The sequence below is a fragment of the Pyxidicoccus caerfyrddinensis genome, from assembly GCF_010894405.1.
Lineage (GTDB): Bacteria > Myxococcota > Myxococcia > Myxococcales > Myxococcaceae > Myxococcus > Myxococcus caerfyrddinensis.
This window is the reverse complement of sequence record NZ_JAAIYA010000013.1, coordinates 62,296-89,162: the sequence shown is the minus strand read 5'-3', so window position 1 is coordinate 89,162 and position 26,867 is coordinate 62,296. Positions and strand designations below refer to the sequence as shown.

23 protein-coding genes are annotated in these 26,867 nt (G+C 70.4%); 12 read left to right on the top strand and 11 right to left on the bottom strand.

The genetic code is table 11. The features are described 5' to 3' along the window. Nucleotides 1–103: 103 nt before the first annotated feature. Together G4D86_RS29560 and G4D86_RS29555 are read left to right on the top strand one after the other, a co-directional pair. Complete coding sequence (locus G4D86_RS29560; protein WP_163997416.1) at nucleotides 104–1,063, top strand: ketopantoate reductase family protein; 960 nt, start codon at nucleotides 104–106, stop codon at nucleotides 1,061–1,063. Between the two features lie 91 nt (nucleotides 1,064–1,154). Then, on the top strand, nucleotides 1,155–1,892 hold the full coding sequence (locus tag G4D86_RS29555; RefSeq protein WP_163997415.1) for a hypothetical protein: 738 nt from the start codon (nucleotides 1,155–1,157) through the stop codon (nucleotides 1,890–1,892). Here the strand turns inward: G4D86_RS29555 and G4D86_RS29550 are convergent. Then, nucleotides 1,881–2,885 (bottom strand): Lnb N-terminal periplasmic domain-containing protein, encoded by a 1,005-nt coding sequence (locus G4D86_RS29550; RefSeq protein WP_163997414.1) that lies wholly within the window; start codon nucleotides 2,883–2,885, stop codon nucleotides 1,881–1,883. The two genes, G4D86_RS29555 and G4D86_RS29550, sit on opposite strands and share 12 nt — an antisense overlap. 211 nt (nucleotides 2,886–3,096) lie before the next feature. On the opposite strand from G4D86_RS29550, the gene G4D86_RS29545 reads away from it, so the two are divergent. The 3 genes from G4D86_RS29545 to G4D86_RS29535 all read left to right on the top strand — a co-directional run bounded on the left by G4D86_RS29545 (nucleotide 3,097) and on the right by G4D86_RS29535 (nucleotide 5,541). After that, on the top strand, nucleotides 3,097–3,531 hold the full coding sequence (locus G4D86_RS29545) for a CHRD domain-containing protein (protein ID WP_163997413.1): 435 nt from the start codon (nucleotides 3,097–3,099) through the stop codon (nucleotides 3,529–3,531). Nucleotides 3,532–4,052: 521 nt separating this feature from the next. Beyond that, entirely contained in the window at nucleotides 4,053–5,126 is a 1,074-nt protein-coding gene (gene hppD, locus G4D86_RS29540; protein WP_163997412.1) for a 4-hydroxyphenylpyruvate dioxygenase, read from the top strand. Nucleotides 5,127–5,316: 190 nt separating this feature from the next. Next, the gene (locus G4D86_RS29535) at nucleotides 5,317–5,541 is read left to right on the top strand and encodes an MbtH family protein (RefSeq protein WP_163997411.1); all 225 of its coding nucleotides are present in this window, start codon (nucleotides 5,317–5,319) and stop codon (nucleotides 5,539–5,541) included. Nucleotides 5,542–5,734: 193 nt separating this feature from the next. On the opposite strand, the gene fruA is transcribed toward G4D86_RS29535, so the two are convergent. Beyond that, complete coding sequence (gene fruA / locus G4D86_RS29530; RefSeq protein ID WP_163997410.1) at nucleotides 5,735–6,427, bottom strand: response regulator transcription factor FruA; 693 nt, start codon at nucleotides 6,425–6,427, stop codon at nucleotides 5,735–5,737. A 525-nt stretch (nucleotides 6,428–6,952) separates the two neighbouring features. On the opposite strand from fruA, the gene G4D86_RS29525 reads away from it, so the two are divergent. Together G4D86_RS29525 and G4D86_RS29520 are read left to right on the top strand one after the other, a co-directional pair. After that, nucleotides 6,953–7,714 carry an RDD family protein gene (locus tag G4D86_RS29525; RefSeq protein ID WP_163997409.1) on the top strand — a complete coding sequence of 254 codons (762 nt, stop codon included), beginning with the start codon at nucleotides 6,953–6,955 and terminating at the stop codon, nucleotides 7,712–7,714. 1 nt (nucleotide 7,715) lies between these two features. Further along, entirely contained in the window at nucleotides 7,716–8,708 is a 993-nt protein-coding gene (locus G4D86_RS29520; protein WP_163997408.1) for a stage II sporulation protein M, read from the top strand. Here G4D86_RS29520 and G4D86_RS29515 read toward each other — a convergent pair. After that, a complete protein-coding gene (locus G4D86_RS29515) occupies nucleotides 8,642–9,151 on the bottom strand; it encodes a DnaJ domain-containing protein (protein ID WP_163997407.1) in 510 nt (169 codons plus the stop codon). The two genes, G4D86_RS29520 and G4D86_RS29515, sit on opposite strands and share 67 nt — an antisense overlap. Before the next feature lie 135 nt (nucleotides 9,152–9,286). On the opposite strand from G4D86_RS29515, the gene G4D86_RS29510 reads away from it, so the two are divergent. From G4D86_RS29510 to G4D86_RS29490, 5 genes are all read left to right on the top strand, one after another. Further along, on the top strand, nucleotides 9,287–9,880 hold the full coding sequence (locus tag G4D86_RS29510) for a HEAT repeat domain-containing protein (RefSeq protein ID WP_163997406.1): 594 nt from the start codon (nucleotides 9,287–9,289) through the stop codon (nucleotides 9,878–9,880). Between the two features lie 115 nt (nucleotides 9,881–9,995). After that, complete coding sequence (locus tag G4D86_RS29505) at nucleotides 9,996–10,523, top strand: DivIVA domain-containing protein (protein WP_163997405.1); 528 nt, start codon at nucleotides 9,996–9,998, stop codon at nucleotides 10,521–10,523. Nucleotides 10,524–10,526: 3 nt separating this feature from the next. Beyond that, entirely contained in the window at nucleotides 10,527–10,826 is a 300-nt protein-coding gene (locus G4D86_RS29500; RefSeq protein WP_163997404.1) for a DUF167 domain-containing protein, read from the top strand. An 11-nt stretch (nucleotides 10,827–10,837) separates the two neighbouring features. Next, a complete protein-coding gene (locus G4D86_RS29495) occupies nucleotides 10,838–12,112 on the top strand; it encodes a peptidase MA family metallohydrolase (protein ID WP_163997403.1) in 1,275 nt (424 codons plus the stop codon). Nucleotides 12,113–12,294: 182 nt separating this feature from the next. Then, complete coding sequence (locus tag G4D86_RS29490; RefSeq protein WP_205519843.1) at nucleotides 12,295–12,837, top strand: hypothetical protein; 543 nt, start codon at nucleotides 12,295–12,297, stop codon at nucleotides 12,835–12,837. A gap of 317 nt (nucleotides 12,838–13,154) precedes the next feature. On the opposite strand, the gene polA is transcribed toward G4D86_RS29490, so the two are convergent. From polA to G4D86_RS29450, 8 genes are all read right to left on the bottom strand, one after another. After that, nucleotides 13,155–15,884, bottom strand: coding sequence for a DNA polymerase I (gene polA / locus G4D86_RS29485; protein WP_163997401.1), 2,730 nt, complete (start codon nucleotides 15,882–15,884; stop codon nucleotides 13,155–13,157). 43 nt (nucleotides 15,885–15,927) lie between these two features. After that, nucleotides 15,928–18,201, bottom strand: a complete 2,274-nt coding sequence (locus G4D86_RS29480) for an FHA domain-containing protein (protein ID WP_163997400.1) — start codon at nucleotides 18,199–18,201, stop codon at nucleotides 15,928–15,930. Nucleotides 18,202–18,207: 6 nt separating this feature from the next. Next, nucleotides 18,208–19,989: a TadA family conjugal transfer-associated ATPase gene (locus G4D86_RS29475; RefSeq protein ID WP_163997399.1), complete on the bottom strand. Its 1,782-nt coding sequence runs from the start codon at nucleotides 19,987–19,989 to the stop codon at nucleotides 18,208–18,210. 157 nt (nucleotides 19,990–20,146) lie between these two features. After that, nucleotides 20,147–21,595: a type II and III secretion system protein family protein gene (locus tag G4D86_RS29470; protein ID WP_163997398.1), complete on the bottom strand. Its 1,449-nt coding sequence runs from the start codon at nucleotides 21,593–21,595 to the stop codon at nucleotides 20,147–20,149. Between the two features lie 39 nt (nucleotides 21,596–21,634). Continuing rightward, nucleotides 21,635–22,165 carry an A24 family peptidase gene (locus G4D86_RS29465; protein ID WP_163997397.1) on the bottom strand — a complete coding sequence of 177 codons (531 nt, stop codon included), beginning with the start codon at nucleotides 22,163–22,165 and terminating at the stop codon, nucleotides 21,635–21,637. A gap of 103 nt (nucleotides 22,166–22,268) precedes the next feature. Further along, on the bottom strand, nucleotides 22,269–23,138 hold the full coding sequence (locus G4D86_RS29460) for an FHA domain-containing protein (protein WP_163997396.1): 870 nt from the start codon (nucleotides 23,136–23,138) through the stop codon (nucleotides 22,269–22,271). Between the two features lie 63 nt (nucleotides 23,139–23,201). Next, nucleotides 23,202–25,337 carry a hypothetical protein gene (locus G4D86_RS29455; protein WP_240360534.1) on the bottom strand — a complete coding sequence of 712 codons (2,136 nt, stop codon included), beginning with the start codon at nucleotides 25,335–25,337 and terminating at the stop codon, nucleotides 23,202–23,204. Continuing rightward, entirely contained in the window at nucleotides 25,334–26,794 is a 1,461-nt protein-coding gene (locus tag G4D86_RS29450; RefSeq protein ID WP_205519816.1) for a YncE family protein, read from the bottom strand. Before G4D86_RS29450 ends, G4D86_RS29455 begins: the two co-directional genes overlap by 4 nt. Between the last annotated feature and the right edge of the window lie 73 nt (nucleotides 26,795–26,867).

Sequence of the window (26,867 nt, the reverse complement as noted above, 5' to 3'; positions counted from 1 at the left end):
GGAGCGGGACTCGCTGTGCGCTCCACGGCATGAGCCCCGCCCCCGTGGCTGGATAGCCGAATCGTCCCTGCCGTGAGAGGAGCGCGCCGTTATGGTGCGCGCCATGCGATTCGCCATCGTCGGTTCGGGTGGAGTGGGCGGCTACTACGGCGCCCGGCTGGTGCGCGCCGGCCAGGACGTGACGTTCCTTGCCCGGGGCGCGCACCTGCGCGCCATGCGCGAGCGGGGGCTGAGCATCCGGAGCGCGGAGGGGGACTTCACAGTCCCCGTGCGCGCCGAGGAGGACGCCGCGCGCGTGGGCCCCGTGGACGTCATCGTCCTCGCGGTGAAGAACTACGACGTGCCCTCGGTGTTGCCCCTGGTGAAGGTGCTGGCCGCCGCATCGGACAGGCCCACTCTCGGCGGCTCGACCGCCGCCGTCCTCACGCTGCAGAACGGCGTGGACAGCCCTGGGGAAGTCGCCGCCGCCGTGGGCGAGGCACCCGTCATCGGCGGCACCACGTACATCTCCACCGCCATCGCCGAGCCGGGCGTCATCTCGCAGACGGGCACGCTCCACCGCATCATCCTTGGCGAAGTGTTCGGCGATACGTCCCGAGTGTCGGCGCGTGCCCAGACACTGCGCGACACGCTGGCCGCCGCCGGGCTCAACGTGGAGGTGGTGGCGGACGCGCGTGCGCCACTCTGGGAGAAGCTCGCGTTCCTGGCGCCCATGTCCGGCTTCTGCACCGCGGCCCGCCTGCCGCTGGGTCCGCTTCGCGACGCGGGGCCCGTGTTCCGGGAGCAGTTCCAGGAGGCCGCGGCCGAGGTGCTGCGCGTCGCCAACGCCGAGGGCGTGGCCACCACCACCCGCGCCGAGGACGTCGTCGCCTTCATGGACGGCCTGCAGGACAACATGCGCCCGTCGATGATGGTGGACCTGGAGGCCGGCAAGCCGCTGGAGGTGGAGTACCTCCAGGGCACGGTGTCGCGGCGAGGCCGGGCCCGAGGCGTGCCCACCCCGGTGATGAGCACGCTCTATTCACTGCTGCTGCCGCATGCGCGCGGGCCGCGGAAGGGCTGAACGTCCTGCATCCAGCAAGCGGCCCGGGGTCCGGCCGGACAGGCGCGAGCCGCCGCGCAATGGAAGGCCGGGATTGGCATATGAACAGGGCATGACCGAGCCGAAGTCGCGCCCTGCCTCGAAGAACGACCTGCCGCCGCTGGCGGGCCGCGTGGCCTTTCTCGCCGTCGCCTCCGGCCTGACGCCGCTCATCCCCGTGCCCTTCCTGGACGACTACGCCCTCGGCCAGGTGCGCGAGGGCATGGTCCGGCAGATTCTCGGGGAGCACGGCCTGCCCACCCCGGACAAGGCGGTGGCGGTGCTCGCCGGCTCGCACGTGAGCACCTCCCTGGCAGGCCACGTGAAGAACTTCCTCAAGGGCGCGCTGCTGTTCCCCGTGCAGTGGCTCTTCCGGAAGGTCTTCTTCGTGCTGTGGGTGAAGGACTGCGTGGACATGGCCTCCACGTCCCTGCACCACGGCTTCCTGCTCACCCACGCGGTGGAGCGCGGGGACCTGGACGCGAAGGCCCTGGAGGGGGACATGCCACGCAAGGTCTACGACGCCATGGTCGCCGCGTGCGCGGAGGTGGACGCGCGCCCCATCAATCAAATCCTGCGCAGGCTCTTCGCCAGCAGTCGCGTGCTGATGGCCGAGGCCACCCGCGCCTTCTTCAACCCGAAGAACCACGGCCCCCGCACGCCCGACGCGGCGGAGAGCGCCGAGGTGAAGTCCCTGACGGACCGCCTCCTCGCGGAGCTGTGGGAGGAGCGCGGCTATTTCGTCACGCTCCAGCAGCACTACGACAAGCACCTGAAGGCCGGCCCGGCCGCGAGCGGCTCAGGGCGCTGAGACGGCGCTTGCCTGCGACTCGCGGATGCGCCGCGAGAAGTCCGGCAGGCCGTTGGCCGCCATCGCCTTCGCGTTGATGCGGTGCCGGGCGCGGACCACCTCCAGCGGCGCGTCCTTCTCGATGAGGCCCAGCTCGTACGCCAGCGCATCCGAGTACGCCGGCAGCAGCGTCCGGTGGTCATACGGCACGTCCACCGCGCTCACCTTCTCCACGTGGCGCACGAGGTTGGTGGTGCAGTTGCTGGAGAGCGTGTCGTAGAACTCCGGCCGCGCGTGCAGCGCGTTCATCCGCGCCACCATGTCCAGGAAGAAGGAGGCGATGCGCTCCTTCGACGCGTCCACCGGGTACAGGTACACGTCGTCCTTGCGGTGGTTGGAGCGGAGCTGGACCAGGTCCCGCTCGTCGCCCACCACGTAGATGAGCTCGAACTGGCGGAACAGGCCGCCCAGCGCGGAGAACGTCTCGCCCTTCTCGCGCCGCACCTCCACGGAGAAGACGACGTAGCGCCCGTCCGCGAAGCCGAAGCTCACCATGGTGTGCGCCGCGCCCCAGACGCCGGAGAACGGCTCCACGATGAACCACGCCCCCGTCAGCTCGCGCGTGTCATACGTGGCCGTGTACCAGCTGGCGTCCCAGTCGGAGGTGCTCCGGTAGCGGAAGTCGCGCACGTCGTGAATCGTCACGCGGGTGCCGTCCACGTCCGCCCGGGCCGCGCGCGCCAGGTCCGGCGCCCAGTCACGCTGGTCCGACGGAGACACCGTCCGCACCCAGCCCCAGGTCGCCGCGCAGCCCACCGCCACCACGGCCACCGCCGCCCACCGCGAGCTCCGGCGCCACACCGCCACGGCCACCCCGGCCAGCACCAGCGCCAGCAGCGCCCTCACGACGTGCGCCCCTTCCGGCCCCGCGCCCGTCAGGGCCAGGGCGAGCGCGGCCCACGCGGTGCCCAGCAGGAGCACGAGGGCGGTGATGATCCAGGAGAACAGGCGCATGCCGCGAGTATCCGCGTCCGTGTGCGGGCTGTCACCGGCCGCCACCACCGGCCTTCCGGTCTCCCCGCCTGTTCACTCTCCGTCTGTGCCCATGCCGTCCAGACCGATTGGCCTCGCAGGAGGAGCCGGGCAGCGTGCCCTCCCCTGCGTCCGGGGCCCGTGCCGGGCCTCGCCGGGACGTGGAGACTGGAGCGTCACGATGCGGAAGGGAATGCTGACACGTCTCGCGGTACCGGGCCTGGTGGCCTGCGCCCTGTGGCTCACCGGCTGCGGCAGCACGGAGGCGGAGGCCACGCTCTCGGGTGCGCAGGAGGTGCCACCCACCACGACGCAGGCGGCGGGGACCGCCACCGCGGAGCTGGACGGTGATGAGCTGACGGTCGTCGGCAGCTTCACCGGCCTGAGCAGCGACCTGTTCCCCGTCTCCGGCAGCGCCGCCCACGTCCACAACGCGCCCGCGGGACAGAACGGGCCCATCCTCTTCAACCTGGAGATCACCACCACCGACAACCGCACGGGTGTCTTCACCGGCTCCAAGACGCTGAACGACGAGGAGAAGGATGCCTTCGAGGACGGCAACCTCTACGTCAACATCCACAGCGTCACCTTCAACGGGGGAGAGATTCGCGGCCAGCTCGAGCCCTGAGCCCGAAGCTCCCGCTCGTCGAAGCGAGCCCTCCGCGCGGCGGTGGCGTGTGACGGCACCCGGAAGCCGCTGAGCCGGCTTCCGGGGCGCCGGGGACGCGCGCTGCGCGCACAGATGTTCCAGACGCTCGACGCGCCGCGGCCCTTCGCGGCACGGCCAGGGCTGTCCGCGGAGACTGCTATTGCTGTCTCCGTGTTGCATGTGTACGCCCCGCCAGGAATTCCAGTAAAAGCAGATCGGGCACGGAAGGCGCGTCTGGGACGTGAATTCACGCGACAGAAACTTCCTCGTGGCCTCTCGCGTCATGAGATGCTGGTGAGCCCTCCCCTCTCAAGTGCCCGAGACTTCTAGGTTTTGGGCGCAAGGGTCGGATTCTCAGCTTCAAATTTTCCAACCTGAATACACGAAGCTCACGTCAGAGCCGTGATTCATGCTAGGGATGTATCACTGCATCCAGTGGCAGATAGTGCCGCCGTCCCTGAAGGCAATGGACGGCCACGCCAACAGGATTGGAGCCTCGAGTGGATTTCACGAGCGTGGATCATGTGGAGCTGTACGTTGGGGACTCGATGCTGTCGGCGTACTTCTTCTGCCACGCGCTGGGCTTCCGCATGGTGGCCCATGCGGCGCCGGAGAGTGGCCTGGAGGGGCGGCGGTCCATCGTCCTGAAGCAGGGCAGCTCGCGGGTGGTCGTCACCTCCGCGCTCGGCTCGGTGGGGCCGGTGGCGGACTTCGTGCGGCAGCACGGCGACGGCGTGAAGGACGTGGCCTTCGCCACGCCGGACGCGGCCGAGGCCTTCGAGGCGGCGGTGCGCCGTGGCGCGCGACCGGTGATGGAGCCCACCACGTTCGAGGGCGCGGGCGGCCGCGTGGTGAAGGCGACCATCGCCGGCCCCGGTGACCTGGTGCACTCGTTCATCCAGCGCGACACCGCGGCGAGCGGCTTCCTGCCGGACGTGTACCTGCCGCTGGAGACGGCGCCGGCCGTCGGCGAGGACCTGTTCACCGGGCTGGACCACGTGGCGCTGTGCCTGGAGCGCGGCACGCTGCTGGACACCGCGGCCTTCTACGGGGACGTGCTGGGCTTCGAGCAGACGCACGAGGAGAACGTGCGCACGGAGTACAGCGGGATGAACTCGCGGGTGATGCAGACCGCCGGCGGGCGCATCTGCTTCCCGATGCAGGAGCCGTACACCGGCGTGCGTCGCGGACAGCTCGAGGACTTCCTCGCGGCGCACGGCGGCACGGGCGTGCAGCACCTGGCCTTCCTGGCCCCGGACATCTCCCGGGCGGTGGACGTGCTGAGGCGGGGCGGCATGAAGATTCTCGACGCGCCGCCGGGCTACTACGAGTCGCTGGAGACGCGCCTGGGCGACCTGGGCGGCTTCCGCCGCGAGACGCTGCAGGAGCGCAACATCCTGATGGACCGCGACGCGTGGGGCCACCTGCTCCAGGTCTTCACCCGCACGCAGCATGCGCGCCGCACGCTCTTCTTCGAGGTCATCCAGCGTCAGGAGGCGCGCGGCTTCGGCGGCGCCAACATCCAGGCGCTCTACGAGGCCAAGGAGCGGGAGACGCTGCGCGCCACCCGCTGAGCGGCACCCAGGCAGCACACCTCCCCACCCATGCCCGCCAGGCGACCTGCCGTCGCCTCGGGCCTACGCTGGGAGGAGCAGGGTTCCCGCTCGGTGCGGCGCTGGAACTGGGGTGCCAACCCACCTACCCTGCTTGACGCCTTTTTCAGGGATGTGAGCAGAATGCACCCACTCCCAGGAGTCGAACACAATGGCGGATGAGCGCGAAGATACGACCATCTACAAGGTCGTCGTGAACCACGAAGAGCAGTACTCCATCTGGCCGGCGGACCGCGAGAACGCGCTCGGCTGGAAGGACGCGGGCAAGCAGGGCCCGAAGGCCGAGTGCCTCGAGTACATCAAGCAGGTCTGGACGGACATGCGTCCCCTGAGCCTCCGCAAGAAGATGGAGGAGCAGGCGCAGCTGAAGAACTGAAGCAACCGGGACCACGCCCCCGGAAGCCCGGCCTCAACGCCTGGGCTCGGGGGCGTGCTTCCCTTCGCCGCACCGCCATCACCGCGCGGGCCGCCGACAAGGGTAGGCCGCCGTGAGACGGCCCCCCTGGATACCGCTGTGAATCAACGACGCCCTCTCCCCGCGGAGCGTGGAGAAGGTGGGCCGGCCTCGCTCAGAGGTCCGGCGGCGGGCGGACGCCCAGGTGGCACGCGCGCAGCGCCAGCTGCGTGCGGTTCTCCGCCCCCAGCTTCCGGTAGAGCTGGGTGACGTGGGACTTCACGGTGCGCTCGGCAATCTGAAGATGTGCGGCGATCTTCAGGTTGTCCGCGCCTCCGGCCACGTACGCCAGCACCTCGCGCTCCCGCTGCGTGAGCGCCAGCAGCACGCTCGCGGTGGGCGAAGTGACGGGCGGGTGCTCGAAGTCGTTCCGCAGCAGCTGCACCGGGAACAACCGCTCGCCTCGCACCAGGGATTGGATGGCCGAGGCCACGGCCGTGGTGCCGAGCCCCGCGCGGAAGAGGTAGCCGGAGGCTCCCTCGTCGAAGCACTGCGAGATGATCTCCGGCTGACTCACCGCGGAGAGCAGCAGCATCCGGACCTCCAGGCGGCGCTTGCGCGCCTCCCGCAGGAGGTTGATGCCCTCCGTGACGGAACAGCCAACAGCCGCCTCGCTGTCGCCTTCCACGTCCATCACCGCCACCTGCGGCGGATCGGTTCCCAGGCCATCGAGGAAGAGGCGCACGTCCCTCGTCACCGAGGACACCTGCACGCCTTCCCCGCGGAGACCATCGGCAAGGCCCTGCCAGGCCGCCCACGGTCCCTCGAGAATAGATACACGAATCGCTGCTTGATTGGATGTTGCCATGCGAAGGCCCCCCAGCCGCCATGGCGAAAGCTTCTGGAACTACCTGTTGACCACAGCCGACTCCGAAACTCCGGTGCCAGCGGGGAGAGACCTTTGAAGAACGAGCACGTCCGCTGAATCACTTCGGGGTCGGTCTACCGATACAAGACTCGACTCCTGACTGCTTTCGACTTTCGACTACGTCCAGCGTCCTTCCGGGCCACCTCCAAACGGCCCACTTCATCGTCCTACGGCATGAAACCCTAACACCGGGAAAGCGCAGACGCGAATCAGCCCGGGCGCGAGTGTCTGGTGCGCATGAATTGGAGAGGGATCCAGGGGCTTCCGACGTTGGTTCGTCATCGCTGTCCGGCCCCTGACATGCCCTGGCGTTCAGTATGAGATAGCAACGCCCTCCGGTACCGGCCCCGCCGTTCAACGGCTCACACCCTACAGCAACCGGGAATTCCTGTAAATCACCACGTAACGCGGGGAGTCGGGTTCCGCGAGGCCGCAGCCGTGGGCGTGTATGCTGGGGATGACCACATGCGCACCGCCCCGTCTCCCCACCTCGATGTCGCCACGCCCGAGCGCGTGGCGCTCACCCTGCCCGTGGCCGGCATCGGCTACCGGTGCCTCGCGTGGCTGGTGGACGCGGGCCTGCTGTTCTTCTTCTGGATTGTCACCTACTTCGTCTTCACGCTGCTGGTGTCGGACGTGCTGGGTGTGCTCCAGGCGCTGTCGGGGCTGGCGCGCACGCTGCTGGTGGTGGGGCTCTTCGCCACGCAATGGCTGTACTGGACGGTGGGCGAGGTCTTCTTCCATGGACAGACGGTGGGCAAGCGGGTGCTGGGCATCCGCGTGGTGAGGATGGACGGCTCACCGGTGGGCCTCTTCGAGAGCGCGGTGCGCAACCTCTGCCGCGCGGTGGACTTCCTGCCCATGCTGTACGCCGCCGGCTGCATCTCCATGCTGCTCACCCGCCAGCACCGGCGCCTGGGCGATCTGCTCGCCGGCACGCTGCTGGTGCGTGAGGAGCGCATCGACCTGGACAAGTACACCGCCACGTCCGCCACCACCGCCGAGCCCCTGCAGGGCGCCACGCGCGCGCTGACGCCGGGCGAGGTGGAGCTGGTGCTGGCCTTCCTCGCGCGCGCCGGAGGGCTCGCGCCACAGGTGCGGCAGCGGATGGGCGAGAAGCTGGTGGACCGGGTGGGCGGGCTGTCCGGCGACGAGCGCGCGGCGGTGCTCGCCTCGCCCGAGCGCACCGAGGCCTTCCTGCGCGCCCGCGCGCGGGCGGAGGGCTGACGTGGCCCTTCCCCTGCCCGCCTTCGTGGCGAAGCGCCGCCCGGACTGGGACGCGCTCCAGGCGCTGCTGGGCCGCCAGAAGGCCGGAGCCCTGAAGCTGGAGGAGCTGCGCACGCTGGACTCGCTGTACCGGCGCGCGGCGTCGGACCTGGCCCACACGCAGACGTTCTACCCGGGCACGGACGCGCACCGCTTCCTCAACCAGTTGTGCGGGCAGGCCTACGCCGCCATCTACCAGCCGCCGCGCGAGCGCTGGCCGGCGGTGCGCGACTTCTTCCGGAAGGACTTCCCCGTCACCCTGCGCCGCGAGCTGCGCTTCGTGGGCGCCAGCGCGGCGCTGTTCTGCCTGGGGCTCCTGCTGGGCGCGCTGGTGGTGCTGTGGGAGCCCCGGGGCGCGGAGCTGCTGGTGCCGCCCGGCATGCGCCAGTACGTGGCCCAGGGCCGCATGTGGACGGACGACATCCTGTCGGTGGCGCCGCCCAACTCGGTGGCGTCCGGCATCGCCACCAACAACCTCACCGTCACCATCGTCACCTTCGCCCTGGGCATGCTGGGCGGCCTGGGCACCATCTACATGCTGGTGAACAACGGCGTGCACATCGGCGCCATCAGCGCGCTGTGCATCCGCGAGGGCATGACGCGAGGCTTCCTGGACTTCATCGCCGCGCACGGCCCGGTGGAGCTGTCCATCATCGTCATCGCCGGGGGCGCGGGCCTCATGGTGGGCCAGGCGCTCATCGACCCGGGCGAGTTGCCGCGCGGTCAGGCCCTGTCGCTGCGGGGGCGCGAGGCCGTGAAGCTGGTGCTCGGCTGCGCGCCCTTCCTGGCCCTCATCGGCGTGGTGGAGGGCTACGTGTCGCCGGGCAGCCTCTTCCCCACCTGGGTGAAGGCGGGGCTGGGGCTGTCGCTGGGCGTCCTCTTCTGGGGCTACCTGCTGCGGGCGGGCAGCTCCGAGGCGGTGCGCACCGGGGCGCCGGCGGACAGCGCCTCCTGACGCTTGCGCGCGCGGTGCCGGAGGATCTTCTCGTAGGCGGCGTTCAGCTCGCGCATCTTCTCCGTCGAGCCGCCGCGGTCCGGGTGACTCTCCATGGCCAGCGCGTGGTAGCGCGCGCGCACCGTCTCCTCGGAGTCCAGCGGGGACACGCCCAGCAGCCGGTACGGGTCCTGGTCCTCCAGCGCGTTGAGCCAGCGGTCCAGGCGGCCCTTCACCTCGAGGAACTGCTCGTCCTGGGCGCCGGTGTCCTTCACCGGGTGCGTGCGCACCTTCGCGTCCGCGCGAAACACCTCCGAGTAGGTGCTGGACACCCAGCGGTGGCACCCGGAGCACCGGTAGTACCGCACCCGGTTCCCGGGCTGCAGGGTCATCCGGATGCCGCAGTGGGTACACTCCACCTCGACGTTCTCCAGCGTCTGCCAGTTCGCGACCGCCGCGCTCATCAGCCCTTGCTCCCTCTTGCAACACGCCTGTAGCGCCGCCAAGGTCCCACGATCAGCGATCGCGTCAAGAAAAACTCCCGCGCCGCGTCAGGCCCGCCCCTCCCGGAACGGGGGTTTCGGGGTAGAACAGGGCCCATGCGTCCCCTGCTCGTTGCCGGACTCCTGCTCGCCGCCGCCGCGCGGGCCCAGGCTCCGGCCCGCCCCCGTCCCGCTGCCCCGGCCCGGCCCGCCCCGGCGAAGGAGCAGCCCGCGCGCGCCACCCCCACCGAGGCGCCTCCGCCGCCCTCCGCGCCGCCCCCGCCGCCCGCCGAGCCCGCCGCCACCGGGCCGGACGACACCGCGCTCCTGCGCGGCCTGCTGTGGGCCGTGAAGCCGGCGCCGGAGGAGGTCCGCGCCATCGCGATTGAGGACGTGGCGCTGCTGGGCGACGCACGCGCGCTGGACTCGCTGGCCGCGCTGCTGTGGGACTCCAATCCCCGCATCCAGCAGGCGGCGCTCCGCGCGGTGGCGTTGTTCCAGGAGCCGCGCGCCGAGGAAATCCTCGGCAACGTGGTGCGCCACCCGCGCATGCCGGACGCGCTGAAAATCCAGGCGCTCAACGGGCTCGTCTTCCAGCGCACGGCCACCGCGCGGCGCACCGTGCAGGACGCGGCGCTGGACGCGCGGCTCACCGCCCCGGTGCAGAACGCCGCGCGCACCGTCGCCGCCCAGTGGGAGGCCTCACGCTGACGCCCGCCTGCCCTCCTGACGGGCAGGCGTGTGTGCACCACCGAACGTGCCCGTCGCCCGCGGTGGCGGGGCCGTTTCCTGGAGAAGTCACTGCCCTGCGCTAGAATGCGGGGCCATGAAGATCACCCCGCTCGACATCCGGCAGAAGCGGTTCGAAACGGCCCTGCGCGGCTTCTCGCGCCGCGAGGTGGAGGCCCACCTCGAGCTGATCGCCGGCGAGTTCGAGGAGGTGGTGAAGGAGAACATCGCGCTCAAGGAGGAGCTGAAGCGCACGCAGCTCAAGCTCGAGCAGCACCAGGAGCGCGAGCGCACCCTCCAGGAGACGATGGTCACCGCGCAGCGCATCAGCGAGGACCTGAAGGCCGCCGCGAAGAAGGAAGCGGAAATCATCATCGCGGACGCCGAGCACCAGGCGGAGAAGATCGTCCACGGCGCCCACCAGCGGCTGGTGCAGGTGGTGGAGGACATCAACGAGCTGAAGCGCCAGCGCACCCAGTTCGAGTCCCAGGTGCGCTCCGTGCTGGACGCGCACCAGAAGCTGCTGGAGACCTTCAAGGGCCCCTCCTTCGCGGACCGCGACTACGCGCGCGTGGAGGACAACGTGGCCTACCTCTCCCAGAAGAAGGCCAACCTGGGCGAATAGCCCGTGGCCCCACCCTGGCTGAAGGCCGTCCCCGACGGCGTGGAGCTGGCGGTGCTCGTCCAGCCGCGCGCCTCACGCACCCGCGTGGTGGGCGAGCACGACGGCCTCCTGAAGGTGCAGCTCGCCGCGCCCCCCGTGGACGGCGAGGCCAACGCCGCCCTGCTGGAGTTCCTCGCGAAGCACCTCGGCGTCCCGCGCCGGCAGGTGACGCTCACGTCCGGTGACGCGTCGCGCCGCAAGCGGGTGAAGGTGGTGGGGGTTGATGCGGCGCGGGCCGAGGCTGTTATGTCTGGGCAAACGTGAGGCCGCCGCACATGCGCCACCTGCTCCTCCTGCTTCCGCTGCTGCTGGCCGCACCCAGAGCCCTGGCCCAGGAGCCGGGGGACACGCATGGCTCCCATGCGCACGAGGTGGTGGTGGATGACGCCGCGCTCGTGCCCCACGAGCGCCCGTCCCGCGTCACCGGGGAGGTGGCGACGAAGCGCTTCCGCATCCTCCACACCGCGGCGGCCACCGTGGCCGCGAAGGAGCTGGCGGGACAGATCGAGGGCATCCGCGACGGCTTCGGCGCCATCCTCGGGAGGGACTGGCCCGGCGTCACGGAGATCCGCCTGGGCGTGGGCCGCGCGGAGTTCGAGGCGCTGGCGCTGCCCGGAGGCCGGCCTCCCGGCTGGGCGGTGGCGCTGGCCTACCCGGCGCATCAAATCATCCTGCTGGACGCGCTGAGCCTCTACGAGCCGGACGGCCAGCAGACGCTGCGGCACGAGCTGGCGCACGTGGCGCTGGGCCAGTTGGCGAAGGACTGGCCCCGCTGGTTCCAGGAAGGCGTGGCCCAGAATGTCACCGGCGAGCGCTACTCCCTCACGCACTACTCCGCCCTCTTCCGCGCGGTGACGCAGGAGCGCGTCTTCCACTTCGAGGACCTGGAGGACTCCTGGCCGGACCACCCGTCGGACGTGGAGATTGCCTACGCGCAGAGCGCCGCCTTCGTGGCGCACCTGTCCGGCAAGTTCGGCCCCCAGGCCATGGGCGTGCTGGTGGACGGCGTGCGCGACGGCGAGCCCTTCGAGCAGGCCTTCGGCAAGGCCTTCCGCACGTCGCTGCTGGTGGAGGAGACGGACTGGCGCGAGGGCCTGGCGGCGCGCTACGGCTGGCTGCCCCTCACCACCAGCTCCGCGCTGCTGTGGCTGGCCGCCTCCGGCCTGTGCGTCGCCGCGTACGTCCGCCGGCGCCAGCAGAAGGAAGCCCGCCTGGCGGAGATGGCCGCCCAGGACGCCGCGGAGGACGCCGCGCTGCGGGTGCTGGCCGCGCGCGCCGCCGCCCTGCCGGGCGCCCTCCCCGGCCCGGACGCCGCCGGCCCCGCCCCGGCCCTGACGTGGCCCGAGTGGCCCGCCGGCGCCGCCTCCAGCGAGTCGGACACCCTCGAGTCGCGCGACACGCAGGAGGCCGTCAGCGGCCCCCACGAGATGCCCCCGTCCGCCAGCGAAGCGCCGGGGGAGGTTCCTGAAGAACCCCCGGAGGAGACGTCCGGCGAGTCCGTGGCGGACCTTCCGGCGGGGCCCCGCCCCCCGAAGCCCACCCTGCACTGACGAGGTGCCCTCCCCACCAGGGGACCCCAGTGCTTTCGGACACCCCTACAGTCAGCCCCCCGGAAGAAATTACCTGCTGCATGCTCCTCTGCCTGCTCTGAGGGTGAGCCCAAGCGGCTGATTTTCCTGGGAATGAGCCTCTCCAGGGCGTTGGCAGCCGAATTGCTATGCCTCCCGTCGCGATGCGGAAGGCACTGGACATGAACGAGCGGGGACGTAAGGCGGCGGTGCTGGCGCGGTTCTTCCGCCAGCAGCCGGATCGCATCGCGGCGCTGTGGCGCCGGATGCGGCTGGCCGCGCACGAAGCGGACGGTTCAACGGCTTCGCTCGGACAGCTGGACGGACTGGTGGAGCCCTTCATCCGCGAGGTGGGGCGGACGCTGGAGGGCGAGGAGACGAGCCCCTGGAGCCGCACGCGGGCGGTGCTGCGCCTGTCGCCGGAGCGCGGCGCGCGCGCCCTCTACGAGGAATTCGCGGCGCTGCGGCGCTGCCTGGTGGACGCCGCGGAGGTGCTGGGCGGCGGGGATTGGGAGCGCGAGCGCATCAACCGCGCGGTGGATGAGGCGGTGGACTCGGCGGTGGCCCTGCTGCAGCGGCTCAAGGATCCGCGCGCGGACGGCCCCCGGGTGGCTTTTGGAGGTCTGGTCGTCGAGTACTTCGAGCGGCCGTCACGAGTGAAGCGCACGACGCCGGACGCGAAGGACGGGCGTCCAGCGATGCACTGAGAAGGGGTTGGTCGGGTTTGCCGACCCGTCCGGCTTGATGCTCCCGTCTTGGGGAGCGTCCGAGGCCGGCGGGAGGGAGCGCGCCGTGGGTGGGGGCCCGTGGCGTGCCTTTGGGGAGCGTGTTCCCACTGGGGAGTGGTGAGCGCGCCTCGTGAGCTGCTGGCAAGACGCGCGGATGGGGGTCCGCGCGAATCGCCGGTCGGACGGGTCGGCACTTTTTTGTCGTGGGGCTGGGGAGCCCGGGTTGGGGAGCAGGGACACGGGAGGGGCGCCTACGGGGGTGGGCGCTCCTCCCGTACTTTTTTTGGGGCGCTCCGTCAGTGCGCGTCCGCCCAGCTCCGGCCCGCGCCCACGTCCACCTTGAGCGGCACCTTCAGCTGCGCCACCGAGGACATGCCCTTCATCGCCAGGGCCTTCACCCGCTCCACCTCGGCGTCCGGCGCTTCGAAGAGAAGTTCGTCGTGCACCTGCAACAGCATGACGGTGCGCAGCCCCTCTTCGCGGAGCGCCGCGTCCACCACGAGCATCGCCTTCTTGATGAGGTCGGCGGCGGTGCCTTGAATCGGCATGTTGATGGCGGCGCGCTCGGCGGCCTGCGCCACGCCGCGGTTCTTCGAGTTCAGGTCCGGCATGTACCGGCGGCGCCCGTAGAGCGTCTCCACGTAGCCCGTCTTGCGCGCGGTATCCACGGTCTCCCGCAGGTAGCGGTGGATGCCCGCGTAGCGCGTGAAGTAGCGCTCGATGATGTCGCGCGCCTCCTCCTGCGGAATCCCCAGCCGCGCGGACAGGCCATGCGGTGACAGGCCGTAGGCGATGCCGAAGTTCACCATCTTCGCCCTGCGGCGCTGCTCGCGGTCCACCTGCTCCGGGGGCACGCCGAAGACCTCCGCCGCGGTGCGGGTGTGGATGTCCTGGTCGTTGAGGAAGGCGTCGATGAGGACCGGGTCCTCCGCGATGTGCGCCAGCAGCCGCAGCTCCACCTGGCTGTAGTCCGCGCTGACCAGCTGGTGGCCTTCCGCCGCCACGAAGGCGCGGCGGATTTCGCGGCCCAGCTCGGTGCGCACGGGGATGTTCTGGAGGTTCGGGTCGGTGGACGACAGGCGCCCCGTCGCGGTGGCCGCCTGGTGGTAGGTGGTGTGGATGCGCCCGTCGGCCGCCACCAGCGTGGGCAGCGTGTCCAGGTAGGTGCTCTTCAGCTTGGTGAGGCTGCGGTACTCGATGATGGCGGCCGGCAGCGGGTGCTCCTCGGAGAGCTTCTCCAGCACCTCCATGTCCGCGGACGGGCCCGTCTTGCCCTTCTTGATGATGGGCAGCCCCAGGCCCTCGGGCTGGGGCGAGAAGAGCACCTCCACCAGCTGCGGGTTGGAGCCGATGTTGAACTCGCGGCCGGCGTGTTTGTAGACCTCCTTCACCTGCGCCTCGACGGCGGCGTCCACCTTCACGGAGATGCGGGCCAGCTCGGTGGTGTCCAGCTTCACGCCTCGCTGCTCCATCCGCGCGAGAATCGGCAGCAGCGGCAGCTCCATGTCTCGTGCCAGCTCCGCCAGGCTCGCCGCCTGAAGCTCCTTCCACAGCTCCGGCGCCAGCCGCCGCGCCGCCTCCGCGCGGATGGCGAAGCCGGCGGCCACCTCCTCCACCGTGTGGTCCGCCAGCGCCTTGTCCTTCTTGCCCCGCTTGCCCTCGGCCGCGGGTGGCAGCGCGGGCAGCTCCGTCTGCAGGCGCTCACGCGCCAGGTCCGCCAGCGCGTGCTCGCGGCGGGACGGGTTGAGCAGGTAGCTGAGCAGCTCCACGTCGTCGTGCCCGCCGCGCAGGGTGATGCCCTCGTTGGCCAGCACCAGGGTGAGCGCCTTGAGGTCGTGCCCGCCCTTCTTCACGCCCGCGTCCTCCAGCACCGCCTTGAGCGCGGCCGTGAAGGACTCCGGCTTCACCTGCGTGACGCCGAGCACACCGTGGCGCAGCGGCACGTAGTACGTGCTCGCGTCCGGCAGCGCGGCGCCCAGGCCCACGAGCTTCGTGGCGAAGGGCATGCCCTCGTACGCGGGGATGAGGCTGACGGTGCCCGCTGTGCGCATCGCGTCCGCCAGCGCCTTCAGCTCCTCCTCGGTGCCCACCAGCTTGTGCTCGGCGGCCAGCGGCGCGGGCTTCTCCTTCGGCGCGGCCTCCGGCAGCCCCTGCTGCGGCAGGTCCTTGATGAGCGCGTAGAACTCCAGCTCCGTGAAGAGCTCGCGGGCCTTCGCCGAGTCCACCGCCTTGCGGGCCAGGTCCGCCATCTTCACGTCCAGCGGCAGGTCCGTCTTGAAGGTGACGAGCTGCTTGGCGCGCAACAGGCTCTCGCGGTGCGAGGCGATGGCGTCGCGAATCTTCGGCTTCTTCACCTCGTCCAGCTTGGAGAGCAGCGTCTCCACGTCGCCGAACTGCTGGATGAGCTCCGTGGCCGTCTTCGGGCCGATGCCCGGCACCTTGGCGACGTTGTCCACCGCGTCGCCGATGAGGGCCAGGTAGTCGCGCATCTGCCGGGGCTCGATTCCCAGCTTCGCCTTCACCTCGTCAGGCCCGGTGTGCGTCTCCTTCATCGGGTCGAACAGGCGCACGTCCGGCTCGACAATCTGCACGAAGTCCTTGTCGCCGGTGACGACCTGGACGCAGAAGCCCTCGGCCTTCGCCTTCACCGCCAGCGTGCCGATGACGTCGTCCGCCTCCCAGCCGGCCATCTCCAGCACGGGCAGGTTGAGCGCCTCCACCACCCGGCGGATGAGCGCGAACTGCGGCACCAGGTCCTCGGGCGGGCCCTCGCGGTTGGCCTTGTAGTTGGGGTCTATCTTCTGCCGCTCCGTGCGGCTCTCCTTGTCGAAGGCGAGCGCTACGTGCGTGGGGTTCAGCTCCCGCAGCCCCTTGAGCACCATGCGGGTGAAGCCCAGCACGGCGTTGGTGGGTACGCCCTTGCTCGTCGTGAGGGGCGGAATCGCGTGGTAGGCGCGGAAGATGAAGCCGGACGCGTCGATGAGGACCAGGGTGGGCGCGGAGCGCGAGGGGCTGGTGTCGGCCATGGCCCCGTGCCTAGCGCGCCCGTCCGCCCCTGTCCATGTCGCGTCAGGGGCAGCTCCACTCCTTCTTCTTCTCGTCCACCTTCTCCGCCACCCCGTCACCCTTGACGGCGAAGTCGAGCACCGCGGCGAGGTCCGGGCAGCCGCCCGCGTCTCGCAGCGCGTCCGACGCGAGGCTCGAGCAGAAGGCCGCCGCCTTGTTCAGGTCCGGGTTGCCCGCGTAGAAGCCGAAGCCCAGCTTCCACACGCGGCACGCACGGCGCCGGTCCTGCCGGTCCGCCCATTCCCTACCCCGCTGGTAGGACTTCTCCGCCATGTCCTGGAGGATGTTGCGCCGGTAGAAGGACGGCTTGGACTCGGCCAGGTCCAGCATCAGCTCCTTGTCCACCTGCAGCGCTTCACGGAAGGGCTCGGCGGCCTTCTCCGGGTCGTCCCCGGCGAGGAACGTCTCACCATTCTTGAAGAGCTGATCCACCGTGGACATGATGCGCACCAGCTCGTCCGACTGGGCGTGGAACGCGGCGGCTTCGTAGTTGCCGCGCAGCTTCTGCAGGGTGGCCAGCGCCTCGCTGCCGCGGCCGGCCCAGTAGTCCATCATCGCCGCCTGGAGCAGCTTGTGGTTGAAGCGCTTCTTCACCGCCGCGTCCACCACGGAGCGCGGGTCGGTGGTCGCCTCGTCCGGACCGATGATCTCCGTCACCGGGCACACCCACGGCGCCGCGTTCGGGTCCAACCTGAACCGCGCGACGAGGAAGCGCACGTAGAGCGAGTCCTTGGGCCGCCACTCGTTGCGGCGCAGCCGGCCCTCCAGCTTCATCGTGTAGCCCAGCGGCGGCTGCAGGTCTTCGCGCGGCTGCCCCTGGCACCAGACGGCCATGTACTGCTCGCAGCGCGGCACCGCGGCGCTCAACTGGGAGTTGCCCAGGTAGCGCTTGCAGTCGTCCAGCGCCCGCTTCGTGACCTGCTCGGCCGCCTCGCGCGCCTTGCTCTTGCCGCGACGGAAGTACTCGCTCTCCTTCGGAATCTTGCTGAAGGCCTCGAGCGCCTCATCCGGCTTGAGGCGCTGGAGCGCCTTCTCGCCCGTCGAGTAGTGCTCGAAGGACTCCTTCTCCAGCTTGATGCGCCGGATCAGGGTGTTGGCCTCCGGGTGGATGGGGTCCAGGTCCAACGCCTTGGTGCAGCTCTCCTCCGCGCGAGCCCAGTTGGGGGATGAGCCCAGCTCGTTGGACGCGTAGGAGCGGCACTCGCTGAGCAGCGCTTGAATCTGCTCCGCCGGGTCCGCCACCGGGCCCGCCGGGTCCACCACCGCGTCGACGGGCCCGTGGGCCGGCATGGCCACCTTCACCACCGCCGCCACCACCAGCAGGCCCACCACGCCGCCGGCCACCATCATCAGCTTCTTGCGGTTCGGGGGCGCCGCTTCCTCTTCCGACGGCGCCGCCGCGGCCCCACCGCGCCGCGTGGGGATGGGACCCGAGCCACGCCGCACCGGAGCGGCCAGCGCCACCTCCTCGGCTTCGAAGGACAGCTCCACCACGCCGAACTGGAGCTGGTCGCCCGGCTGCAACTCCACCGGCTCCGGCCCCAGCGGCTCGCCGTTGAGCAGCGTGCCGTTGGCGCTGCCCAGGTCCTTCACCGTCACGCCGGACGCCGTCGCCTCCAGCTCCGCGTGCCGCCGGCTGACCGAGTCATCCTCCAGTATCACCAGGGCCGGAGGCTGCCGCCCCACCAGCACCTTGCCCTTGAGCGGATACGTCCGGCCGGCCCACGGGCCCACCAGGCCCTTGAGCATGGGGCCCGCGCCACCACCCGCCGCGCCGCCACCCGCCGCGCCACCCTCCGACGCGGCACCGGCTGGCTTCGCGGGCCTCGCGGGACGCTTCGGCGGAGGCGCGCCCGCGGGCGGCCTCGGCTTCATGCTCGGCAGGGCCCGTGTGGCGCGCGCGCCGCTGCCTTCCGCGCCCACCGGCATCTCCTCGACGGGGGGAGGCGCGGACTTCGCCGCCTTGCGCGGACCGGAGCGCGAGGGCGCCGCCGCGGCCTTGAGCCGCAGCGTGTAGTCCCCCAGCACCACCTCCGACTGCGGGGTGAGCGGCGTGGGTTCCGCGATGCGCTCACCGTCCACGAAGGTGCCGTTGGCGCTGCCCAGGTCCTCGATGAAGACGGTGCCGCCGTCCTCGAAGACCCTCGCGTGGTTGCGAGACACCCCGCCCTCGGTGAGGAGCAGGTCATTGCCCGCCTGACGGCCCAGCTTCAGCTCGCCAGTGACTTCGTGTTCGTTCTCGGAGCCGTCGGGGAGACGGACGACCAGGGTGGGCATGACGCGTCAATCCTCCCGGAAGATGCTCATGTTGACGGGGATGCCCTTGCGCTGCAGCTCGTCGTAGAACTTCGGTACGAAACCGGACGCGACGAAGCGGCCCCGGACCTTGTGGTCCTCCGTGAAGCCATCCTGCTTGAAATAGAAGATGTCCTGGAGGGTGACGATGTCCACCTCCATGCCCGACACCTCGGTGACGTAGTTGATCTTCCGCGTGCCGTCGGAGAAGCGCGTCTGCTGCACGATCATGTGCACCGCGCTCGCAATCTGCTCGCGGATGGCCTTCACCGGCAGCTCCATGCCGGACATCAGCACCATGGTCTCCAGCCGGGCGATGGCGTCTCGCGGCGTGTTGGCGTGCAGCGTGGTGAGCGAGCCGTCATGGCCCGTGTTCATCGCCTGCAGCATGTCCAGCGTCTCGCCGGAGCGGCACTCGCCCACGACGATGCGGTCCGGACGCATGCGCAGGCAGTTCTTCACCAGGTCACGGATGGTGATGGAGCCCTTGCCTTCGAGGTTGGCCGGACGGCTCTCCAGCTGCACCCAGTGGTCCTGCGGCAGCTGCAGCTCGGCGGCGTCCTCCACGGTGATGATGCGCTCACCGTCGGGGATGAAGGAGCTGATGATGTTCAGCGTCGTCGTCTTCCCGGAGCCGGTGCCGCCGGAGATGACGATGTTGCGCTTGGCCTTCACGCACATCTCCAGGAACTCGGCCATCTGCGCGGTGAGCGTCTTGTACTTCACCAGGTCCTGGATCTTCAGCGAGTCCTTCTTGAACTTGCGGATGGTGATGCACGGACCCTTGAGCGCCAGCGGGGGGATGATGGCGTTGACGCGGCTGCCGTCCTTGAGGCGCGCGTCCACCAGCGGGCTGGACTCGTCGATGCGCCGGCCGATGGGCGCCACGATTCGCTCGATGACGCCGAGCACCGCCTGGTTGGAGGAGAAGGTCTTCTCCGCCAGCGTCAGCTTGCCCTTGCGCTCGATGTAGATCTGGTTGGCGTGGTTCACCATGATCTCGCTGATCTCATCCGACGCGAGGAACGCCTCGAGGGGCCCCAGGCCCAGCGCCTCGTTGATGACGTCGGTGAGCAACTCCTCCCGGTCCACGTCCTCCGGGAGCTCTCCGTCCGCCTCCATCTGGTCGATGATGTCGCGGATGGCCTTCTCGGTGCGGCGCCACAGCTCGTCGTCCCCGAGCCGGTCCATGTCCATGCGGCGCAAGTCGAGGTACTCGATGAGCCGGTCGTGGATCTCCTTCTGGAGCCGGGTGTAGCGCTCGATGCGCGGGTCGACCTTCTTCTTGTTCTTCGCCATGGCGGACGCCATGGACGCCGGCATGCGGCCGGCCACGGGCGCCGGAGCGGGCGCCTCCTCCTCCTCGTACGGCTCCTCCTCCTCGGCGTACTGCTCTTCTTCCTCGGGGTAGGGCTCCTCCTCGCCCTCGTCGTAGCCCTCTTCTTCCGGGGCCCCGGCGCGCGTCATCGCCGGGCCCTCTTCCAGGGGCTCGACGTTGAGGATGTAGTCGCCAATGGAGACCTGGTCCGTCGGCTTGAGTACCTGAGGCGCGGCAATCTTCTTGCCGTTCACGAAGGTGCCGTTCGTGGACTTCATGTCCACGACGATGAACTTCCCGTCCTTGGCGACGATCCGCGAGTGGTACTTGGAGACGTTTCCCTTCGCGAGGATGATGTCGTTGCCGGGCAGGCGGCCGATCGTGACTTCGTTCTTGTGGTACTCGCGCTGCTCGGTCCCGCCGCCCTTTTCCGCGAGGGTGATGAGAAACATGGTGGGGGCGGATGCTAGCAAGCGCGTCTTCGTCCTCAAAGCTCCAGGCGTCGCCGTATGCCTGCCCGCAAGGCGACGGGCCGGCACCCACCCCTGAAGCTGGGGAGGACACCGGCCCGTAAGGAGCCAGGAACAGGGGCCTTGGAGCCCCCGGACCTCAGTCGAAGATGTTGAAGTTCACCTCGGACCGGGCCTGCTTGTAGCGGCTCTTCACGTCCTCGATGATGGTCCGGACCTTGTCCGAGTCCGGGTTGACGATGCGCGGGGTGACGAAGATGACCAGCTCGCGCTTGGTCGAGTCGAACCCGCGGCTCTTGAAGAGCTCGCCCACAATCGGGATGTGACCCAGGCCCGGAATCTTGGACACCGACTTCTGCTCGTCGTGGCTGAACACGCCGGACAGGACGATGGTCTCTCCGTGGCGCACGGTGACGTTGGTCTTCACCCGGCGGGTGCGGAAGCCGGGGATGGCGGACGAGCCACCGAAGGACACCGACACCGACGCGTCGATTTCCGACGCCTCCGCCTCGATTTCCGTCTGGATGTTGCCGTTGCGGTCCGCGGTGGGGCGCAGGTTCAGGATGACGCCGTACTTCTTGTACTCCACCGAGAACTGGTTGTTGGTGATGAGGGGGATGGGCACCTCGCCACCGGCCAGGAATTCGGCCTTCTCACCGCTGGCGCACACCAGCTTGGGCTGGGCGAGCAGGCGGCCGTAGCCGTCGTTGCCCTGGAAGCCGATGGAGAAGTCCGCGCCCGCGTTGAGGCCGAGGCCGGCCACGCCCTCGCCGAAGGTGCCGGGGAACAGCTGCTGCGAGATATTGGCGGTGGCGGCCACCGTGCCGGAGATGTCCGTGGGGTATTTGATGCCGTAGCGGTCCCGGCTGTTGCGGCGGATCTCCACGAACTGCACCTCGGAGAGGATCATCCGCTTGATGCCGACGACGAGCAGGTTCTCCACCTTCTCACCGATGGCCTTGGTGATGAGCTCCGCCTTCTGGAGGTCCTGCTGGCTCTCCACGGAGCCCTCCAGGAAGATGGTGGCGCCCACCACATTGGCCTGGACATTCTTGAGGCCGGCCTTCTGGAAGGCCGCGTTGAGGTTCTGCGCCACCAGCTTCTTGGCGTTGGGGGCAATCTTCACGAACGACTTCACGTTCGGATAGAGGCTCACCACCTCGTTGATGCGGTCCGCGTCCTGCGTGGTGTAGGCCTGACCGTCCAGGTAGATGCGGTCACCCACCATGCGGACGGAGACGCCTTCGATTTCTCCCAGCAGGCGCTTGATTTCGGAGATGACCTCGTTGGGGTCCTGCTTGCGGACGGCGACGAGGTAGCTGACGCGCTGACCGGAGGTCTTCCAGACGAGGAGCGTCGTCTTGCCCTCGCCGAGGCCGGTGATGAGCAGCTGGCCGGAGCCGAGCGTCTTGACCTCGGCGATGGTCGGGTCGCCGAGCGCGACGCGGCTCAGGCCGGGAATGGTGAGCACCTTCTGGGAGCCGACGCCGAGGCTGACGGTGCTGCCCTCTTGCGCCAGGGCGCTGCCGCCGGCCACCAGGGCGACCAGGGCGCTCAGCGCCGCGGCATGCGTGAAGCGTGTGAACATCGTCCGTGTCCCCTTCCAGTGTCCAAGCGAACCCAAGCTTCAGCTTCCGTGTTGCCACCACAGCGCCCAGAAAGTACCGAGCGCGATGGCCACCCCGTAGGGGATGTGGCGCTGTGTCGTTGGCTGCGCGTCCGCGCTCGCCAGCCGCACCCGCGCCGCCCACCGCCGCACCACCGCCGCCAGCGTGTCCCAAACCGCGCCCTGCCAGAGCAGCGTCACCACCGCCTGCAGCGCGCCCACCAGTGAGATGAAGGCCGCTGCCGCCAGCACCGCTGGAAATCCCAGCACGGCCCCCACCCCGCCCATCAACTTCACGTCACCCCACCCCATCCGCCCGCGCAGCGCCGCCGGTAGCAGCAGCACCGCCAACCCCGCCCCCGACACCAACCCGCTGAGCACCCCGTGCTCCAGGTCCCCGAAGCCCTCCGTGGCGAAGCGCACGCCCAGCGCCACCGCCATCAGCGGATAGGTGACGGCATCCAGGATTTCCCGGCGCAACACATCCGTCACCACCGAGATCACCAGGGCCACTCCAAGGACCGTCCACAGCGCGATCTGAACAGGCGTCATCCATCGCCTGTCCCATCCGTGGCAGGCCGTCCGGTATCAAACCAGTGAGGCCGGAGCCCGTCAATTGTCGAACAGCCGGAAGCCCTGGAGGGAGGTGCGGCGGTCAGCTCACCATGAGGCGAATCTTCTCGCTGCAGATGAAGTACTCGTCGCCGTCTTCGATCTTCCGGCGCTTGATGCGCTGCTTGTTGTACCAGGTGCCGTTGGAGGACCCGAGGTCCTCGATGATCCAGTCATTCCCCTCGTGGACGATGACGGCGTGCTCGCGGGACACCTTGCCGGAGTTGATGACGAAGTCGCAGTGCTTGCCGCGGCCGATGACGAAGCGGTCCTTGACGATGCGCTCCTGGTCTCCGGCCTCGGTGACGAGGTACAGCGCGCCGGGCTCCTCCTCCTCGGCCACCTCGTCCGCGGGCTCCTCCTCGGCCTCCTCGGCGGGCTCGTCCTCCATCGCCGGGTCCTCGGGCTCGGGAAGCGGCTCCTCCTCGTCCTCGATGATGTCGTCGTTGGGAGGAGGCGGCTCGTTCTTGCCCTTGATGAGGCGCTCGAGCTCCGCGGCCGTCTCCAGCACGCGCTCGGCGACCTCGCGGCGCACCGGATCATTGTCCAGGCCGTTGGAGGACGAGCCGCGGTCCTCGACGGGCGCGGCGCCGCGGCCGGCGGGACGCGCCGGCTGGGGGGTGGACTCGGGCTTGGGCGCGGGGGCCAGCACCGGGGGCGCGCCCCGGGCCGGGGCCGGCGCGGCGGCCACCGGAGCCGGCCGCGCGGACGCCGCCATGGGGGCGGCCGCCACGGGGGCTTCACCCCGGGCCTTCACCTCGATGAAGCCGTTGAGGCGCGCGAACATGAAAAGCGCCTGGTTGATCAGCGCATCGCGATCCGAGCCCATCTGCTGGGCCATCTCTTCGTACGTCTCCCACAGATGGTCGGCGATGCCGACCTTGCGGGCGGGGCGGGAGTTCTGATCGATCATCGGTCTTGACTCGGGTGATTCAGGATGTCCCGGACGATAGCAGAGCCCCCCGGGGGAGCCCAGTTACTCGAAGCGGTCGAGCTGGATGCCGTTCAGCGCATTGTCCACCACCGCCCCCAGGTTCACCTGGAGGATGCCGTCCGCGGACGGGTAGGCGATGTAGGCGAGGTCGGAGCCCGGGGCGGCGACCACGGGGCCCGGCAGCGTGTAGAGCGTCAGGCCGAAGTCCGGATCCTTGGTATTCACACCGAAGGTGTGGGTCCGGATGCCGGAGTCCAGCGTCACCACGAAGCGGTCTCCGCGTGTGAGCCGCCCGGCGACCGAGGGCACGGCCACCCGGATGACGATGTCCGGCGGAGTCTCCGGGAAGGCCGGCACCGTCCAGGCCGGGGGAGGCACGTTGGGCACGTCGTCCACTTCGACGGTCGCGGTGCGCAGGCCCGCCGGGTGGAAGTAGTAGCTCGTGGGAATCCGGTACTCGGCGGTGGCACCGGTGATGTCACGGGCCAGCAGCGTGCCGGCGTTGTCGATGAGGATGAAGGGCTGATCCCCCCCGGCCCGCACGCTGAAGCGCGGCAGGGCGGCGCACGTCTCGGGGATGGCGGTGGTCACCAGGCGGACGCGGCCGGCGGTGTTGGGGGGCTGCACGTCCGTCACCACGAGGTCCGTGCCACACACCACGTCGTCGCCCTGCAGCTCGATGATGTCGCCAATCGCCGCCCTCTGGCGGGGGTCCGTGGGCTGCTCCACCTCGAAGAGGTCGGGGGCCGCGAGGTCGCGGTCCAGCGAGGCCATCGTCGGGAAGAAGCCCTGGTAGACGATGCGGTAGGTGCTGCTGATGACCGAGCCCTCGAAGAGCGTCTTGCGCACGGCCCGGCGCGAGGGGTCCGTGGGGTTCACGTACTCCACGGTCTGCTCCACGTTCACCACGGAGTTGATGTCGGTGACGCCGCGGTCCACGACCTGCTCCGCCACGTTGCGGACCTCCACGGCGGCGCTGGCGCCGTCCGGGTTCAGGTCGAACATGCGCCGGTCGCTGGCGTTGAACAGGGTGATGGTGCCGGTGGACGACGGCAGGATGCCCAGCAGCGGCACGGTGGCAACGCCGCCGGTGCCATTGGTGAGCACCAGCCGCACCTGGCCCTCGGGGACGATGGCCAGCCCCGTGGGCAGACCCGGCACGGTGATGGGCAGCATCGGCGCGCCGCTGAGGTCCTTGGCGTGCGCGCCGGTGGCGGACTCCACCGCCAGCACGCCCGAGCACAGCGGGCCCGCGCCGCATGCGGCCTCGTCGCGCACGCCGTAGATGAACTGGCCGGCGGTGAGGATCTCCGTCTCGTCCACGCCCGTCGTCGCCGGGTCGTCGGCGACGCGCGTCACCCGCGGGTGCGTGGCGAGCAGGCGCACCGGGGAGCCGTCGAAGCCGGCGGACAGGTCCATCGTGACGCTCGCGAGCCCGCCCCCCGCCGGCTCGGTGAGCAGCAGCGTGCGTCCGGGGAGCGCGGGAGGCAGGTTGGTGGTGTTGCGCGTGGCCAGCACGAGCTGGCCCGCCTGCGGCATCACCAGCAGCGCCGCCGCCGACTCGCGCGGGTTGAGGCAGAACACCGGCGTGGCGGCCGGGCGCGTGGCCTCCGTGAGCACGTCCGGGCCGGGCAGCTCCTGGCGCATGACGACGGCCGCCGTGCAGGTGACTCCGGCGGGCGGCGTCTGCAGCGCGTAGTAGAGCACGCTGGGGGCGCCCTCCCCCGCCGGCGCGCGCGCGGCGAAGGCCGTGACGAGGCCGCCCGTCGGCAGGCGGTCCACCTCCACGAGGCGGGTGCGCTCCGCGGCCACCACGGAGATCTCCTGGGAGCCGGAGCTGCGCGCGTAGACATACGGGCCCGACACGTCGGCGCCGTCGACGTAGGCCACGTCGCGGGTGAGCGCGTCCGGCCGCTCCAGCACGGGGACGGACAGCGCCTGCAGCGGGTTGGGCGCGGGGACGAAGTCGCGCGGGTCCGCCTTCAGGTCCAGCACCCGCAGGTCGTCGTCGTCCGAGGACGTCACGAAGATCAGGTCATTGGAGAGGACCAGGTCATACGTGCCCGACAGGCCGGCGACGCCGGTGGTGACGGCGGAGTCGGAGCAGGCTCCGGACAGGCCGGCGCAGGCGAGGAGTGCGGCGAGGGTGCCGCGGGGGAAGAGAGCGCTGCGCTTCAAGGGGAGGTCTCCTGGCACACGCTGGTGCCCTGGCGCGGGTCGCGCAGCTGGCGCGGGCCGAGCCGTGCCACCATGCGCGCGTCCTGCGGCCGGTCGAGGTCGGGAATGTCGATGACGGCGACGCGGCCGTCGCCGAAGGTGCTCGCGAAGAGGCGCGCCGAGTTGCCGCGCACGTCCGCCGCCAGGCCGAAGGGCTGGGCGGGCTGGCTCGGGTCCTGCTCTCCCACCAGCACCTGGGCGACGAGCTGGCCCACCTCCTCGTCGAAGAGGGCGACGGCCTCGTCACCGCTGCCCGTCACCGCGACGATGTTGCCGCGGCCCACGGTGCGGGGAATGACCTCCACCTCGGAGGAGCCCTCGGGGAGCGGCACCGCGGTGACGACGCGAATCGTCGGGAGGTCCTGGAGCGCGTTCTCCACGTCCATCACCAGCAGGGTGTCCGGCCCGCGCGCCAGCAGGTAGATGCGCTCGCGGTTCGGGTCCAGCACCGTCGGGTCGGCCACGGAGGGGCGCTGCACCACCGCCACACCGCGCGCCTCGCGCACGGAGTAGACGAACTCCACGTCGCTCTCCAGCACCCGGTCGGGCGTGTTCCGGTCCACCAGCCGCAGGATGAAGCGCGCGGGCAGCGCTCCGAGCTGGGTGGACGAGGAGTTGCGGCCGGAGACGTACACGTACCGGCCGCCGAGGGCCGCGGCGTGCGCGGCGCCGGCCAGCCGGCCGTTGGTGCCCAGCGGCGCGAAGCTGCCCACGCCCAGGGCGTCCTGGGTAGGGTCCGCCGCGGGGAGGCTGACGAGGTACGACTGGAACTCGGCCTCCCGGATCGACTCCGCAGGCCCCGCCAGCTCCGTGTGGGTCACCCAGACGCGGGAGTCCGGGTTGGTGCGCTCCACGGTGACGCCCACCGGGCCCGGCGCCGACGGGATTCCGTCCTCCGTGGCGCCCGGCACGTCGAGGAGCGACAGCGCGCCGGGGCGGCAGTCGCGCCCGGGGCCCTGCACGCACGTCAGGCTGAGGCCGTCCGCCCCCACGTCGATGGCGTGCAGGAGGCTGGCCTCGGCGCGGGCCGGGACGAACAGGCGCGGGGTGCGGCCGGGCGGGGCCCAGAGGGCCATCTCGCCCGCGAAGCTCTGGATCTGCACGTACGACTGCGTGCCGACGCCCAGCTCCACGAGGAGCGTCGCGCGGTCCTCTTCGACCGAGCGGGTGAAGGGCGCGCCGAACGGGCGGACCCCCAGCGCATCCAGGTCCAGCGCGGCCACCGCGCCGGAGTCGTAGCACTTGTCGAAGTTGGCGCTCGCCACGTAGAGGTAGCCGTTGGTGGACGGTCCTCCCTCGGGGCGCCAGAAGGCGAGGCCACTCGGGTAGACGAGGCGGGTGGACGGCGGAGGCCGCGGCTCGGGCGTGGTATCGCACGACACGAGCAGCAGCGCGGCGGTGAGGAGATGGGCGCGCATCAGAGGGGGGCGGAGTGTAGGAAGGGGCCTCCCCCCGGGCAACCGGAAACGGGGCCCGTCATTCCCGGGCGCC